We start from the raw sequence: 15,342 nt of genomic DNA, 5'->3' as shown, positions 1-15,342 counted from the left end.
CCGGCACACCTCCATGGAGGGACGAGAAGGCCGGTCTCCCTCCCCAGTACGGGGAGGGAGACCGGCCTGCGCTGGACCGACAAGTGTACGTCCCGATCATGCCGGACGCCGGGAATTGCCCCGTGAGGTGCGTCGCGGTGTCGCTCGGCGTGCCCGTCGCGGCGGCGGGCGCGCCGAGGCGTCCTCGGCGTGCCCGGCCGGGTCGATCAGCGTGCGTTGTCGCTCAGCGTGCGTTGAAGTACTTCGCTTCGGGGTGGTGGATGACGATCGCGTCCGTGGACTGCTCGGGGTGGAGCTGGAACTCCTCGGACAGCTGGACGCCGATCCGCTCGGGGCGGAGGAGTTCGGCGATCTTGGCGCGGTCCTCCAGGTCGGGGCAGGCTCCGTAGCCGAGGGAGAAGCGCGCGCCGCGGTACTTGAGCGCGAACATGTCCTCGACGTCGGCCGGGTCCTCGCCGGCGAAGCCCAGCTCGGAGCGGACGCGGGCGTGCCAGTACTCGGCGAGGGCCTCGGCCAGCTGGACGGACAGGCCGTGCAGCTCCAGGTAGTCGCGGTAGGAGTCGGACGCGAAGAGCTTGGCGGTCGCCTCGCCGATCCGGGAGCCGACGGTGACGACCTGGAGGCCGACGACGTCGGTCTCGCCGGACTCCTCCGGGCGGAAGAAGTCGGCCAGGCACAGACGCCGGCCGCGGCGCTGGCGGGGGAAGGTGAAGCGGGTCCGCTCGTTGCCCTGCTCGTCCAGGATGATCAGGTCGTCGCCCTTGGACACACAGGGGAAGTAGCCGTGCACGACGGCCGCCTCGAGGAGGTTCTCGGTGTGCAGCCGCTCCAGCCAGCCGCGCAGGCGCGGCCGTCCCTCGCTCTCCACGAGCTCTTCGTAGGACGGGCCGTCGCCGGCCCGGTTCTGCTTGAGGCCCCACTGGCCCTTGAACAGGGCGCCATCGTCGAGCCAGCTCGCGTACTCCTTGAGCTGGATGCCCTTGACGACCCGGGTGCCCCAGAAGGGCGGGGTGGGGATCGGGTTGTCGGTGGCGACGTCGGAGCGGCCGCCCGGCTCCGTCTCCTCGACCTCCAGGGCCGGCGTCCGGGCCGCGACCCTGCGCTGCTTCAGCTCGGGCAGCGACGCTCCCGGGACTCCACGCTTGACCGCGATCAGGGCGTCCATCAGGCGCAGGCCTTCGAAGGCGTCGCGGGCGTAGCGGACTTCTCCCTGGTAGATCTCGTGGAGATCCTGTTCGACGTAGGCGCGGGTCAGGGCGGCGCCGCCGAGGATGACGGGGAAGTCGGCGGCGAGTCCGCGCTGGTTGAGCTCCTGCAGGTTCTCCTTCATGATCACCGTGGACTTGACCAGGAGGCCGGACATGCCGATGACGTCGGCGCGGTGCTCCTCGGCCGCCTCCAGGATCGCCGAGACCGGCTGCTTGATCCCGAGGTTGACCACGTTGTAGCCGTTGTTCGACAGGATGATGTCGACCAGGTTCTTGCCGATGTCATGGACGTCGCCACGGACGGTGGCCAGCACGATCGTGCCCTTGCCGTCGTCGTCGGTCTTCTCCATGTGCGGCTCCAGATGGGCCACCGCGGTCTTCATCACCTCGGCCGACTGCAGCACGAACGGCAGCTGCATCTGCCCCGAACCGAACAGCTCACCGACGACCTTCATACCGTCCAGGAGCGTCTCGTTGACGATGTCCAGAGCCGGCGTGCTCTGCAAGGCCTCATCAAGGTCGGCCTCCAGGCCGTTCTTCTCACCGTCGATGATGCGACGCTTCAGCCGCTCCTCCAACGGCAGCGCCAAAAGCTCCTCCGCCTTGCCCGCCTTCAACGACTTCGTGGTGGCACCCTCGAACAGCGCCATCAGCTTCTGCAGCGGGTCATAACCCTCCACACGCCGGTCGTAGATCAGATCCAGCGCCGTGGCGACCTGCTCCTCGTCGAACCGCGCGATCGGCAGGATCTTCGACGCGTGCACGATCGCCGAGTCCAGACCCGCCTTCACACACTCGTCCAGGAAGACCGAGTTCAACAGGATCCGCGCCGCCGGATTCAGACCGAAGGAGATGTTCGACAACCCCAGCGTCGTCTGCACCTGCGGATGACGCCGCTTCAGCTCCCGGATCGCCTCGATCGTCGCGATCCCGTCCTTGCGCGACTCCTCCTGACCCGTGCAGATCGTGAACGTCAACGTGTCGATCAGGATGTCCGACTCGTGGATCCCCCAGTTCCCCGTCAGATCCGCGATGAGCCGCTCCGCGATCGCCACCTTGTGCTCGACCGTCCGGGCCTGGCCCTCCTCGTCGATCGTCAACGCGATCAGAGCGGCTCCGTGCTCCTGAGCCAGCCGCGTCACCTTCGCGAACCGCGACTCCGCCCCGTCACCGTCCTCGTAGTTCACCGAGTTGATCACCGCACGGCCGCCGAGCTTCTCCAGGCCCGCCCGCAACACCTCCACCTCGGTGGAGTCCAGCACGATCGGCAGCGTCGACGCCGTCGCGAAACGACCCGCCAGCTCCTCCATGTCCGCCACACCATCCCGGCCGACATAGTCCACACACAGATCCAGCATGTGCGCGCCCTCACGGATCTGATCCCGGGCCATCTCCACACAGTCGTCCCACCGGCCCTCCAGCATGGCCTCACGGAACTTCCTCGACCCGTTCGCGTTCGTCCGCTCACCGATCGCCATGTACGCCGTGTCCTGACGGAACGGGACGGTCTGGTAGAGCGACGCGGCACCGGGCTCGGGGTGCGGGTCGCGGACCGCGGGTGCCAGACCGCGCACCCGCTCGACGACCTGCCGCAGGTGCTCCGGGGTCGTGCCGCAGCAGCCGCCGATCAGGGACAGCCCGTACTCCCGGACGAAGTTCTCCTGCGCGTCCGCGAGCTCCGCCGGGGAGAGGGGATAGTGCGCGCCGTCCTTGCCGAGGACCGGCAGACCGGCGTTCGGCATGCAGGACAGCGGGATACGGGAGTGCCGCGCCAGATAGCGCAGGTGCTCGCTCATCTCCGCGGGGCCGGTCGCGCAGTTCAGACCGATCATGTCGATCCCCAGCGGCTCCAGCGCCGTCAGAGCCGCGCCGATCTCCGAACCCAGCAGCATCGTCCCGGTCGTCTCCACCGTGACGGAGCAGATCAGCGGGACGTCCGCGCCCAGGGCGTCCAGCGCGCGGCGGGCGCCGATCACCGACGCCTTGGTCTGGAGCAGGTCCTGGGTGGTCTCTACCAGCAGCGCGTCCGCGCCGCCCGCCAGCATCCCCTCGGCGTTCCGCTGGTAGGCGTCCCGCAGCGCGGTGTAGGGGGCGTGGCCCAGCGTCGGGAGCTTCGTGCCGGGGCCCATGGAGCCCAGGACCCAGCGCTGCCGGCCGGTGGAGGCGGTGAACTCGTCCGCGACCTCCCGGGCGATCCGCGCGCCGGCTTCCGACAGTTCGTACACCCGCTCGGGGATGTCGTACTCCCCCAGGGCCGCGAGGTTCGCGCCGAAGGTGTTCGTCTCCACGCAGTCCACGCCGGCCGCGAAGTACTCCTCGTGCACCGAACGCACGATGTCCGGCCGGGTGACGTTCAGGATCTCGTTGCAGCCCTCGAGGTTCTCGAAGTCGTCCAACGTGGGGTCCTGGGCCTGGAGCATGGTGCCCATCGCACCGTCCGCGACGACGACTCGACTGGCGAGTGCCTCACGGAGGGCTGCGGCGCGGGTCCGGCTGTCAGCGGAAGGGGTCGGCGACGAGGCCATGGATGAGCTCCCTGGGATGCGACGGCTGTCGGCTTTGCACGCTCGGTGGAGGGTGCACGGGGCCAGACTAACCGTGCGGGTGCCGGGGTGGACATGGTGTCCCACGAGCCGGACGGCATCCTGTGTGCGGGGACTCCCGGCCGCACGCCTTCTTGACCGACACTGTCCGAGTAACACACGGTCGACATCGACCGATAGTGTTCAGCATTGTCGAACGGCATGATCCACGGGATCCTGTCCGTAGGATCCCCGCGACCGTGCGGGATCGAGGAGAGGGAGAAGGGCCGGGCGATGGCGAAGAACATCCAGTCGCTTGAACGGGCGGCGGCGATGCTGCGACTGCTCGCAGGCGGCGAGCGCCGACTCGGCCTCTCCGACATCGCCTCCTCACTGGGGCTGGCCAAGGGGACGGCGCACGGCATCCTGCGCACGCTCCAGGCCGAGGGCTTCGTGGAGCAGGACGCCGCCTCGGGCCGCTACCAGCTGGGCGCGGAGCTGCTGCGGCTCGGCAACAGCTATCTGGACGTGCACGAGCTGCGGGCCAGGGCGCTGGTGTGGACGGACGACCTGGCGCGCTCCAGCGGCGAGAGCGTGCACCTGGGCGTGCTGCACCAGCAGGGCGTGCTGATCGTGCACCACGTGTTCCGGCCGGACGACAGCCGCCAGGTGCTGGAGGTGGGGGCCATGCAGCCGCTGCACTCCACGGCACTGGGCAAGGTCATCTCGGCGTACGACCCGGTGGCCCACAGCGAGGTCCTGGAGGTGCCGCGGGAAGCCTTCACCCCGCGCACGATCACCGACCTGGAGGACTTCGAGACGCTGCTCGACCAGACCCGGGCGCGGGGCTGGGCCGCGGACGTGGAGGAGACCTGGGAGGGCGTGGCCTCCGTGGCGGCGCCGATCCACGACCGGCGGCGGATGCCGGTGGGCGCGGTGGCCATCACGGGTGCGGTGGAGCGCGTCTGCGGCGACGGCGGGCTGCGCTCCGAGCTGGTCGCGGCGGTACGGGACTGTGCCCGCGCGGTCTCGCGTGACCTGGGGGCCGGCCGCTTCTGAGAGGTTCGTACGACATCGGGGAACCCGTCGGTAACGATCGCGTTATCGGCGGGTTTTTCGTTTCCCGGACCCTTGACGCGCTGTTAACCGGAGGGCAAAACTTCCGTTCATCGGTCGGCATTGTCGAACACCTACCGGCAATACGCGTTAGAGTGTCGCAGTGCCAAGGGCCGGCAACCGCCCTCACGTGAGGGCACGGACCACCGGTGGGACCCGGGGTTCGCCTTCCCCTGGACGAAGGACAAAGGAGTCGCGGGTGTCCAGCTCCGACATCTTCATCGGCGAGACCATCGGGACCGCCGTTCTCATTCTGCTCGGCGGAGGCGTCTGCGCCGCCGTCACACTCAAGAGCTCCAAGGCCCGCAACGCGGGCTGGCTCGCGATCACCTTCGGGTGGGGCTTCGCTGTCATGACTGCCGTGTACATGACCGCTTCCCTCTCCGGTGCCCATCTGAACCCCGCCGTCACGGTCGGTATAGCGGTCAAGGACGGGGACTGGGGCAACGTACCGGTCTACGTCGCAGGCCAGATGCTCGGCGCCATGATCGGCGCGGCGCTGGTCTGGGTGGCCTACTACGGCCAGTTCCGGGCGCACCTCACGGACCCGGAGACGCTGGGCGAGAAGCCGATCGAGGGCCCCGGCCCCGTGCTCGGCGTCTTCTCCACCGGGCCGGAGATCCGGAACGTGTGGCAGAACCTGGCCACCGAGATCATCGGCACGGTCGTGCTGGTCCTCGCGGTGCTGACGCAGGGCCTCACCGACAGCGGCAAGGGCCTCGGCGTCCTCGGCGCCCTGATCACGGCCTTCGTCGTCGTCTCCATCGGCCTCTCGCTCGGCGGCCCGACCGGCTACGCCATCAACCCGGCCCGCGACCTCGGTCCGCGCATCGTGCACGCCCTGCTGCCGCTGCCGAACAAGGGCGGCTCCGACTGGAGCTACGCCTGGATCCCGGTCGCCGGTCCGCTGATCGGTGGCGCCCTCGCAGCGGGTATCTACAACATCGCGTTCGCCTGAGCCGTCCTTCTTCCAGACCTCCCTTGGAGCAACCGTGACCGACGCACACACCGCCGGGTCTTCCTCCCACGGCAGCGGCCCGTTCATCGCCGCCATCGACCAGGGCACCACCTCGTCCCGCTGCATCGTCTTCGACAAGGACGGCCGGATCGTCTCGGTCGACCAGAAGGAGCACGAGCAGATCTTCCCCAAGCCCGGCTGGGTCGAGCACGACGCCGCCGAGATCTGGACCAACGTCCAGGAAGTGGTCGCCGGAGCCATCCACAAGGCCGGCATCACCGCCGCCGACGTGAAGGCCATCGGCATCACCAACCAGCGCGAGACCACGCTGCTGTGGGACAGGAACACCGGCGAGCCGGTCCACAACGCCCTCGTCTGGCAGGACACCCGCACCGACGCCCTGTGCAAGGAACTCGGGCGCAACGTCGGCCAGGACCGCTTCCGCCGCGAGACCGGCCTGCCGCTGGCCTCCTACTTCTCCGGCCCGAAGGTCCGCTGGCTGCTCGACAACGTCGAGGGCCTGCGTGAGCGCGCCGAGCGCGGCGACATCCTCTTCGGCACCATGGACTCCTGGGTCATCTGGAACCTCACCGGCGGAGTCGACGGCGGCCACCACGTCACCGACGTCACCAACGCCTCGCGCACCATGCTGATGAACCTGCACACCATGGGCTGGGACGACAAGATCCTCCAGTCCATGCAGATCCCGGCCGCCGTGCTGCCGGAGATCCGGTCCTCCGCCGAGGTGTACGGCACCGTCAAGGGCGGCGTCCTGGACGGCATCCCGGTCGCCTCCGCGCTCGGCGACCAGCAGGCGGCCCTGTTCGGCCAGACGTGTTTCGCCGAGGGCGAGGCCAAGAGCACGTACGGCACCGGCACCTTCATGCTGATGAACACCAGCGACAAGATCATCAACTCCTACAGCGGCCTGCTGACCACCGTCGGCTACCAGATCGGCGACCAGAAGCCGGTCTACGCCCTGGAGGGCTCGATCGCCGTCACGGGCTCGCTGGTGCAGTGGATGCGCGACCAGATGGGCCTGATCAACTCGGCCGCCGAGATCGAGACGCTCGCGTCCTCGGTCGAGGACAACGGCGGGGCCTACTTCGTACCGGCCTTCTCCGGCCTGTTCGCCCCGTACTGGCGCTCCGACGCCCGCGGTGTGATCGCCGGCCTCACCCGGTACGTCACCAAGGCGCACATCGCCCGTGCCGTCCTGGAGGCCACCGCCTGGCAGACCCGCGAGATCACCGACGCCATGACCAAGGACTCCGGCGTCGAACTGACCGCGCTCAAGGTCGACGGCGGCATGACCTCCAACAACCTGCTGATGCAGACCCTCTCCGACTTCCTGGACGCGCCGGTCGTGCGCCCCATGGTCGCCGAGACCACCTGCCTCGGTGCCGCCTACGCCGCCGGCCTGGCCGTCGGCTTCTGGCCGGACACCGACGCCCTGCGCGCCAACTGGCGCCGGGCGGCGGAATGGACCCCTCGCATGGACGCCGACAAGCGCGACAGCGAGTACAAGAGCTGGCTGAAGGCCGTCGAGCGCTCCATGGGCTGGCTCGAAGAAGAGAACTGACGAGGAGTAGATCGATGACCACCCTGCAGAGCGTCCCCGCCCTGGGGACGCACCCGGCTGCCGGTTCCCTCCCGAGCCGCGCCGAGACCCGGGAACAGCTTTCCAAGGCGACGTACGACCTCCTGGTGATCGGCGGCGGCATCCTGGGCATCTCCACCGCCTGGCACGCCGCGCAGTCGGGCCTGCGGGTGGCCCTGGTGGACGCCGGCGACTTCGCCGGCGCCACCTCCTCCGCCTCCTCCAAGCTGCTCCACGGCGGTCTGCGCTACCTGCAGACCGGCGCGGTGAAGCTGGTGGCGGAGAACCACTTCGAACGGCGCGCGGTCTCCCGCCAGGTGGCACCGCACCTCGCCAACCCCCTCACCTTCTACCTGCCCGTCTACAAGGGCGGGCCGCACGGCGCGGCCAAGCTCGGCGCGGGCGTGTTCGCGTACAGCGCGCTGTCGGCCTTCGGCGACGGCGTCGGGCACCTGCTGAGCCCCTCGAAGGCGGCGCAGGACGTTCCCGAGCTGCGCACGGACAACCTGAAGGCCGTCGCCGTCTACGGCGACGACCAGATGAACGACGCCCGTATGGCGCTGATGACGGTCCGTGCCGCGGTGGCCGCCGGTGCCACCGTCCTCAACCACGCCGAGGTCACCGGCCTGCGCTTCACGCGGGGCCGGGTCACGGGCGCGGAACTGAAGGACCGCACCAGCGGGGACGAGTTCGGCGTCAGCGCCCGGCTCGTGCTCAACGCGACCGGCCCCTGGGTCGACCACCTGCGGAAGATGGAGGACCCCGCCGCGGCCCCGTCGATCCGGCTCTCCAAGGGCGCGCACCTCGTGCTCAAGCGCACCTCCCCGTGGAAGGCCGCGCTCGCGACGCCGATCGACAAGTACCGCATCACCTTCGCCCTCCCCTGGGAGGACATGCTGCTGCTCGGCACTACCGACGAGGAGTACGAGGGCGACCCCGGCCAGGTCGAGGTCACCGAGAAGGACACGGCGCAGATCCTCGACGAGGCGGCCTTCTCCATCCGCGACCAGCAGCTGTCGCGCGATCTGATCACCTACGCCTTCGCCGGACTGCGGGTGCTGCCCGGCGGCCCGGGCGACACGTCCAAGGCCAAGCGGGAGACGGTGGTCACCGAGGGCCGGGGCGGCATGCTGTCGGTGGCCGGCGGCAAGTGGACGACCTTCCGCCACATCGGCCGTACGGTGATGAGGAAGCTGGAGTCCCTGCCCGGCGGCCCGCTCGGCGAGGACTACGAGCCGGTCTCCACCCTGCCGAAGCGGCTGCCGCTGCCCGGCATAGCCAACCCGGCCGCGGTGGCGCACCGGCTGCTCGTCGACGGTCCGGCGCCCGGCCCGCGGATGTCCGCGGACACCGCCAGGCACCTGGCGACGCACTACGGTTCGCTCTCCTTCGACATCGCCCGGATGGCGAACGAGAACCCGGAGCTCGGGCAGCGCATTCACCCGGACGCGCCGGAGATCTGGGCGCAGGTCGCCTACGCGCGTGATCACGAGTGGGCCGAGACCGCGGACGACGTGCTGCGCCGGCGTACGACGCTGACGATCCGCGGTCTGGCGACGGACGAGATCCGCGGCAAGGTCGAGGACATGCTCGGCAAGTGACGGTGTGTGAGGCGAGGGGCGGACTCCCGGACGGGAGGCCGCCCCTCACTCGTGCGCGGTGGAGTCGCGAGTCCCGTGTGCCGACCGGTTTTCCTGGGTAGTCGATCATGGCGGCGAGGTCGCCGGGTCGTGTACGAGGGCTGCGGGCGGGTCGCCGGGAAGCCTTAAGGTTGGTCCGTACGACAGGAACTTCGTAAAGGAGGCGCTGGGTGATCGAGCTCGAGGGGGTTCCCGAGCTGATCGACCCGGTCATGGTGGCCGCGTTCGAGGGCTGGAACGACGCCGGCGACGCCGCCTCCACCGCGGTCGCCCATCTCGACCGGGAATGGAAGGGCGAGGTGTTCGCGGCGCTGGACGCCGAGGACTACTACGACTTCCAGGTCAACAGGCCCACGGTATGGCTGGACAACGGCGTCCGGAAGATCACCTGGCCGACGACCCGGCTCTCCGTGGTCCGGATCGGCGGCGACAAGCCGCGTGACCTGGTCCTGGTGCGCGGGATCGAGCCGTCCATGCGCTGGCGTTCGTTCTGCAACGAGATCCTCGGCTTCGCCCACGAGTTGGGTGTGGAGATGGTGGTGATCCTGGGCGCGCTGCTCGGTGACACCCCGCACACGCGGCCGGTCCCGGTCAGCGGGGTCACCTCCGACCCGGACCTGGCGCGGACGATGGACCTGGAGGAGACGCGCTACGAAGGCCCCACGGGCATCGTCGGCATCCTCCAGGAGGCGTGCACGCACGCCGGTGTGCCGGCGGTCAGCCTGTGGGCGGCCGTCCCGCACTACGTCTCCCAGCCGCCCAACCCCAAGGCGACGCTGGCGCTCCTGAACCGCCTGGAGGACCTGATCGGGCTGCGCATCCCGCTGGGCGAGCTGCCCGAGGACGCGCGCGCCTGGCAGCTGGGCGTGGACCAGCTGGCCTCCGAGGACAGCGAGGTGGCGGAGTACGTCCAGACGCTGGAGGAGGCGCGGGACACGGCCGAGCTGCCGGAGGCCTCGGGCGAGGCGATCGCCCGGGAGTTCGAGCGGTATCTGCGGCGGCGTGAGCCCGGGCAGGGGCCCGGCCTGGCGACGGAGGGCGGGGACAGCTCCTATCTGCGGGATCCTTCCCCGGGCGGCCGGGCGCGGCCGCCGAAGCCGGATGAGCCGGGGCCGGAGTCGGCGCCGGAGCTTCCCGGGACGCCCGAGGCGTCGCCCGGCGACGGCCCCACGGACGGGCCCGCGGAAGGCCCGGCGGAGGGTCCCGCGGACGGGGACGGCACCGGCGGCGACGCCGAGAAGTGAGACGTACGGCAGGGGGCCGCACCGAGGTCGGTGCGGCCCTCTGGCCTGTGGGGACGCCGCCCCGGTGGGTCAGGAGCAGCTGAAGCGGGCCGCGGCCCGGTCGCCGTGGTCGCCGCTCTCCGCCCCTGCTCCGAAGAAACCGCCCTCGGACTTCGTCCGGAAGTCCGAGGGCGGCTGCCCGAAGGGCGGTGGCGCCAGGTCCCCTTAGAGCGCGACTCCGAGGAGGGCGTCGACCGCGCGGGAGACGAGGCCGGGCGCGGACTCGTCCGTGCCGCCGTCCTCGTTCTGCCGGGCGGCCCAGCGGTCGACCGCGGCGAGCGCGGCCGGGGCGTCGAGGTCGTCGGCGAGCGCCTCGCGCATCTCCTCGACGAGCCCGTCGGCGGAGAGACCGTCCGGGCGCGCGACGGCGGCGCGCCAGCGTTCGAGGCGCTCCACCGCGTCCTGGAGGACCTGGTCGGTCCACTCCCAGTCGGCCCGGTAGTGGTGCGAGAGCAGGGCGAGACGGATGGCCGCCGGGTCGACGCCCGCGCGGCGGAGCGCGGAGACGAACACGAGGTTGCCCTTGGACTTGGACATCTTCTCGCCGTCCAGGGCGACCATGCCGGCGTGGACGTACGCCTTCGCCATGGGGAATTCGCCGGTCAGCGCCTGGGCGTGCGAGGCGCCCATCTCGTGGTGCGGGAAGATCAGGTCGGAGCCGCCGCCCTGCACGTCGAAGCCCATGCCGAGGTGGTCCAGGGCGATGGCGACGCACTCGATGTGCCAGCCGGGCCGGCCGGGGCCGAGGCTGCCGCCGTCCCAGCTGGGCTCGCCCTCACGGGCGGCCATCCACAGCATGGGGTCGAGGGGGTTCTTCTTCCCGGCGCGGTCCGGGTCGCCGCCGCGCTCGGCGGAGAGGTGCCGCATCAGCTCGGTGTCGTAGTGCGACACCTGGCCGAAGTGCGGGTCCGCCTCGACGGAGAAGTAGACGTCGCCGTCCAGCTCGTAGGCGGCGCCGGTGTCCCGCAGCCGCTCGACGAGCGGCACGATGCCGGGTATGGCCTCGACGGCTCCGATGTACTGCTGCGGCGGGAGCATCCGCAGGGCGGTCATGTCCTCGCGGAACAAGGCGGTCTCGCGCTCGGCGAGGCCCACCCAGTCGATGCCGTCGCGGATCGCCCGCTCCAGGAGCGGATCGTCCACGTCGGTCACGTTCTGGACGTAATGAACCTGCCGCTTGGTGTCGAGCCACACGCGCTGAACGAGGTCGAACGCGTTGTAGGTCGCCGCGTGACCCAGATGGGTCGCGTCGTACGGCGTGATGCCGCAGACATAGATACGGGCGACGGGACCGGGGGCGAGGGTCACTCGCCCGCCGGTCGCGGTGTCGTGGATCCGGAGGTCGCGGCCCTTGCCGGGAAGGGCGGGGACCTCAGAAGCGGGCCAGGCATGCATGACCTGAGCGTAACCGGACAGCTGTTCCGGATACGAACCGGATGCGGGATCTTGACCGAATAGGCGGTCTTGCGGGTCAGGGGCGTCCGTGCATACCCCAGGGGGGTCCGAGGGGCTCCCGAGGCGGTGGCCGGATCCGATCGGTCAGACCGGCGGCCAGGGGATGGCGGGCCACCGCCCCGACGGCTCGGGATGCCGGCCGCTCGCCCGCAGGGCGGTGACACGCATGCGCAGGGCGTCCACCTCGGCCTCGGTGAGCAGCTGGGCCAGGCGGGTGGTGAGGGGGGTGCCCGGGGCGAGGGAGCGGTCGAGCCGGTCCAGCACCTCGGTGGCCTCGGCGGGCAGCTCCTCCCCCGCCCAGCCCCACAGCAGGGTGCGGAGCTTGTCCTCCGCGTTGAAGGTGACGCCGTGGTCGATGGCGTACAGACGCCCGTCCGGGGCGGGCAGCAGATGGCCGCCCTTGCGGTCGCCGTTGTTGATGACGGCGTCCAGGACGGCGAGGCGGCGCAGGTCGGGGCTGTCGGCGTGCACGAGGAGGGCGGTGCGGTCCTCCCCGACCTGGGCGGGGCCGACGGCCTTCCAGCCCTCGCCGGCCTCCTCGTCCTCGGTGAGCGCGAGAAGGCTCGCCGAGGGGTCCGCCTCGATCCAGAGCTGGACCATGCCCTGGCCGTACGGTCCGTCGCGCAGCACTGTGGGCGGTACGAGCCCCCAGCCGGTGGCCTCGGAGAGCTCGTAGGCGGCCACCTCCCGCTGGGCGAGGGTGCCGTCGGGGAAGTCCCACAGCGGCCGCTCGCCTGCGACCGGCTTGTAGACGCAGGCGGCCTCCTCACCGTCGTGGGCGACGGAGCAGAGGAGCACGGCGTTGGACGCCTCGCGGACCTGGCCGCGGACGGTGAGTTCCCCCTGGGTGAGCAGCTCGATGACCGGCAGGGTCGGCGCGGTCGGCAGGCTCGGCACGTCCGTCATGCTCCGCGCCGGTAACCGTTCTGGCGCGGGCACACGTGCCCTTCGGGGTCGAGCGGAAGGCTGCACAGGGGGCAGGGCGGCCGGCCGGCGTTGACCACGTCGAGGGCGCGCTTGGCGAAGGCTCTGGCCTGGGCTCCGGTGAGTCTGACCCGCAGCATCGGCGGGCCGTTCTCCTCGTCCTGGAGCAGGCGTTCCTCGGCCTCGGCGAGGTCCTCGTCGGTCTCGGCCTCGAGTTCGACGAGCGCCTGGGCCTCGACGATCATGCGCTGTTCCTCGCCGTCCCATGCCAGCGCCATGGTGCCGACGCGGAACTCCTCCTCGACGGGGGCGTCCAGAGGAGCGGTGTCGGCGATGTCGGCGGGGGCGACGGCCGGGACCGGGGCGTTGCCCCCGGTGCGGCGCACCACCTCGTCGAGCAGTTCGTCGATGCGTTCGGCGAGAGCCGCCACCTGGGTCTTCTCCAGGGCCACGCTGGTGACCCGGCCGGCCCCGGACGCCTGCAGGAAGAACGTACGGCGGCCAGGCAGCCCGACCGTGCCGGCCACGAAACGCTCCGGTGGGTCGTAGAGGAACACCTGACGGGACACGTCCCTGTCTCCCTTGCGTCTCGACGGTTGGAGGCCCGCCGTTCGGAGGCCTACAGCGGCCTGTCCACCCTACTGCGCGGATGGATCACGGTGCGCCCGCACCGCCACCGACCTCAGCGGCCCCGCCGGAGTCCCGGCCGTCGCCGCTGTCGCGGGGGGTGAGGGCGGCGAAGTCGCCGGTGTCGCCGAGGCGTACGAGGAAGGGGCGGAGGCGCGTGTAGCGGATCACGGTGAGGGAACACGGGTCGACATGGATCCGCTGGAAGAGGTCGAGGTGCATGCCGAGGGCGTCGGCGACGACCGACTTGATGATGTCGCCGTGCGAGCACATGGCGTAGACCGCGTCCTCCCCGTGCTCGGCCTCCACGCGCGCGTTCCAGTCGCGTACGGCTTCCACGGCCCGCGTCTGCATGGCCCGCATCGACTCGCCGCCCGGGAAGGCGGCGGCGGAGGCGTGCGCCTGGACGACCTCCATCAGGGGGTCGTCGGTGAGTTCGGCGAGCTTGCGGCCGGACCAGTCCCCGTAGTCGCATTCGTTGATCCGCTCCTCGGTGTGCAGCGGAAGCCCGGGCCGGGCGTCGAGGAGCGGCCGTACGGTCTCGCGGCAGCGCTGCAACGGGCTGCTGACGACGGCCGCGAGCGGCACTCCGGCCAGCCGGCCGGGCAGCGCGGCGGCCTGGGCGGCTCCCCGCTCGTCGAGCGCTACCCCGGGCGTCCGCCCGGCGAGGACTCCGGAGGTGTTGGCGGTGGAGCGTCCGTGGCGGACGAGGATCAGCGTGGCCATGGCGGCAAGCGTAGGCGGTGTGGCGCACGTGGGTGAGCGCCGGGACGAAGGGGCGGGTCACGTGCGCGTGGAAGGACCCCGCGAGGACGGGGCGAGGCACGCGCGCGTGGGTGAGCGCCGGAATCACGAGGCCCGGTACGCGCGCGTGGAGGCGCGCCGGAACCACGGGCCCCGGTGCGCGCGCGTGGAGGGGCGCCGGGGGGCGATGGCGTCGGACGCGTGCGGGCGGGACGTCGACGGGGGAGAATACTCCGCGTGATCGTCGACTCTGCCCTCTACAAGTGCGGTGCTCGTGCCGACGGGCCGGCCGATCTGTCGGACGCCCTGGAGGAAGCGCGCGCGACCGGGGACGCCTTCCTGTGGGTGGGCCTCCACGAGCCGACCGCCCGTGAGTTCGATCACGTCACGGCCGAGTTCGCGCTGCACCCGCTCGCGGTCGAGGATGCCCTGAAGGCCCATCAGCGGCCCAAGCTGGAGGTGTACGACGACTCGCTGTTCGTCGTCCTCAAGCCCGTGCTGTACGAGCCCGAGAGCGACCGGGTCAGCACGGGTGAGCTGATGGTCTTCATCGGCGACTCGTTCGTGGTGACCGTCCGGCACGGCGAGGGCGCGCCGCTCGCTGCCGTACGGCGCCGCCTGGAGGCCGAGCCGGACGTGCTCCGGCAGGGTCCGACGGCCGTGCTGTACGCGATCAGCGACGCGGTCGTGGACCACTACATCGAGGTAGCGGGGGAGCTCCAGGTCGACCTGGAGGAGCTGGAGGCGGACGTGTTCGCGCCGACCGGCGGCACCGGGGCGAACACCGCGGAGCGGATCTACACCGCCAAGCGCCAGGTGCTGGAGTTCCGCCGGGCGGGCGGTCCCCTGGCGGGACCGATGGAGCGGCTGGCGGCGGGGACCGTGCCGTTCGTGAGCGAGGACGCGCAGCCGTTCTTCCGGGACGTGAGCGACCACCTCATCCGGGCCAACGACCAGGTGGAAGCCCTCGACCGGCTGCTCTCGGACGTGCTGTCGGCGCATCTGGCGCAGATGGGCGTGCGCCAGAACGACGACATGCGGAAGATCTCGGCCTGGGCGGCCATGGCCGCGGTCCCCACCATGGTGGCGGGGATCTACGGCATGAACTTCGACCACATGCCCGAACTGCGCTGGGTGGGGTCGTATCCCCTGGTGATCCTTTTGATGGCGGGCGCCGTGTTCGGCCTGTACCGGCAGTTCAAGCGCCGGGGCTGGCTGTAGAACCGACCTCGGGGCACGGCCGCCCGGGCCACCGGGCGGCCGGA

At 70.9% G+C, this 15,342-nt stretch carries 11 protein-coding genes; 6 read left to right on the top strand and 5 right to left on the bottom strand.

All coding sequences use genetic code 11. The annotated features are described in order from the left end of the window. Positions 1-223 precede the first annotated feature (223 nt). Positions 224-3,733: a methionine synthase gene (metH, locus tag ACZ68P_RS18910; protein WP_471007474.1), complete on the bottom strand. Its 3,510-nt coding sequence runs from the start codon at positions 3,731-3,733 to the stop codon at positions 224-226. A 291-nt stretch (positions 3,734-4,024) separates the two neighbouring features. Here metH and ACZ68P_RS18905 point away from each other — a divergent pair, with 291 nt between their 5' ends. The 5 genes from ACZ68P_RS18905 (at position 4,025) to ACZ68P_RS18885 (ending at position 10,288) form a co-directional block, all read left to right on the top strand. Further along, positions 4,025-4,789 carry an IclR family transcriptional regulator gene (locus tag ACZ68P_RS18905; protein WP_471007738.1) on the top strand — a complete coding sequence of 255 codons (765 nt, stop codon included), beginning with the start codon at positions 4,025-4,027 and terminating at the stop codon, positions 4,787-4,789. 256 nt (positions 4,790-5,045) lie between these two features. After that, the gene (locus tag ACZ68P_RS18900) at positions 5,046-5,804 is read left to right on the top strand and encodes an MIP/aquaporin family protein (RefSeq protein ID WP_471007470.1); all 759 of its coding nucleotides are present in this window, start codon (positions 5,046-5,048) and stop codon (positions 5,802-5,804) included. Between the two features lie 34 nt (positions 5,805-5,838). Continuing rightward, complete coding sequence (gene glpK, locus ACZ68P_RS18895) at positions 5,839-7,386, top strand: glycerol kinase GlpK (RefSeq protein ID WP_471007468.1); 1,548 nt, start codon at positions 5,839-5,841, stop codon at positions 7,384-7,386. 14 nt (positions 7,387-7,400) lie between these two features. Beyond that, the gene (locus ACZ68P_RS18890; protein ID WP_471007466.1) at positions 7,401-9,005 is read left to right on the top strand and encodes a glycerol-3-phosphate dehydrogenase/oxidase; all 1,605 of its coding nucleotides are present in this window, start codon (positions 7,401-7,403) and stop codon (positions 9,003-9,005) included. 209 nt (positions 9,006-9,214) lie between these two features. Beyond that, entirely contained in the window at positions 9,215-10,288 is a 1,074-nt protein-coding gene (locus ACZ68P_RS18885) for a PAC2 family protein (protein WP_471007465.1), read from the top strand. Between the two features lie 204 nt (positions 10,289-10,492). Here the strand turns inward: ACZ68P_RS18885 and mshC are convergent, their stop codons facing one another. The 4 genes from mshC to ACZ68P_RS18865 all read right to left on the bottom strand — a co-directional run bounded on the left by mshC (position 10,493) and on the right by ACZ68P_RS18865 (position 14,059). Next, the gene (gene mshC / locus ACZ68P_RS18880; protein WP_471007463.1) at positions 10,493-11,722 is read right to left on the bottom strand and encodes a cysteine--1-D-myo-inosityl 2-amino-2-deoxy-alpha-D-glucopyranoside ligase; all 1,230 of its coding nucleotides are present in this window, start codon (positions 11,720-11,722) and stop codon (positions 10,493-10,495) included. A 144-nt stretch (positions 11,723-11,866) separates the two neighbouring features. Next, the gene (locus ACZ68P_RS18875) at positions 11,867-12,721 is read right to left on the bottom strand and encodes an SCO1664 family protein (RefSeq protein WP_471007460.1); all 855 of its coding nucleotides are present in this window, start codon (positions 12,719-12,721) and stop codon (positions 11,867-11,869) included. Then, the gene (locus ACZ68P_RS18870) at positions 12,685-13,275 is read right to left on the bottom strand and encodes a DUF3090 domain-containing protein (RefSeq protein ID WP_365719125.1); all 591 of its coding nucleotides are present in this window, start codon (positions 13,273-13,275) and stop codon (positions 12,685-12,687) included. Before ACZ68P_RS18870 ends, ACZ68P_RS18875 begins: the two co-directional genes overlap by 37 nt. An 85-nt stretch (positions 13,276-13,360) precedes the next feature. Continuing rightward, a complete protein-coding gene (locus ACZ68P_RS18865; protein ID WP_471007459.1) occupies positions 13,361-14,059 on the bottom strand; it encodes a histidine phosphatase family protein in 699 nt (232 codons plus the stop codon). 246 nt (positions 14,060-14,305) lie between these two features. Between ACZ68P_RS18865 and ACZ68P_RS18860 the strand changes: the two genes are divergently transcribed. Beyond that, positions 14,306-15,298 carry a magnesium and cobalt transport protein CorA gene (locus ACZ68P_RS18860; protein WP_471007736.1) on the top strand — a complete coding sequence of 331 codons (993 nt, stop codon included), beginning with the start codon at positions 14,306-14,308 and terminating at the stop codon, positions 15,296-15,298. Positions 15,299-15,342 lie beyond the last annotated feature (44 nt).

The organism is Streptomyces sp. NPDC036822, from assembly GCF_055609145.1.
This window is presented reverse-complemented; position numbering and strand designations above follow the sequence as displayed.